This is a genomic window from Arthrobacter sp. 10T419, assembly GCF_056394105.1.
Map to the genome: position 1 here is coordinate 1 of NZ_JBFTHF010000058.1, position 408 is coordinate 408.

At 66.5% G+C, this 408-nt stretch carries 1 protein-coding gene; it reads left to right on the forward strand.

Annotation, left to right across the window (positions count from 1 at the left end):
- Positions 1-408: adenosylhomocysteinase (locus AC1DBD_RS17865; protein WP_476982729.1), on the forward strand; the 408-nt coding region annotated here is incomplete at both ends.

The window sequence follows — 408 nt, forward strand, 5'->3', positions numbered from 1 at the left end:
GCACATGACCATCCAGACCGCCGTGCTGATCGAGACGCTGGTGGCACTGGGCGCCGACGTGCGCTGGGCCTCGTGCAACATCTTCTCGACGCAGGACCACGCCGCCGCCGCCATCGCCGCGTCCGGCGTGCCGGTTTTCGCGTTCAAGGGCGAGTCGCTCAAGGAATACTGGGACTTCACGCACCGCATCTTCGACTGGAMSGACGGCRGCACSCCSAACATGATCCTGGACGACGGCGGCGACGCCACGCTGCTGCTGCACCTGGGCGCCCGTGCCGAGAAGGACGCGTCGCTGATCGCCAAGCCGRSCAGCGAGGAAGAAACCTWCCTGTTCGCCGCCATCAAGGAAAAGCTGGCCAAGGACCCGAGCTGGTACAGCCGTAACCTGGCCGCCATCCGTGGCGTGAC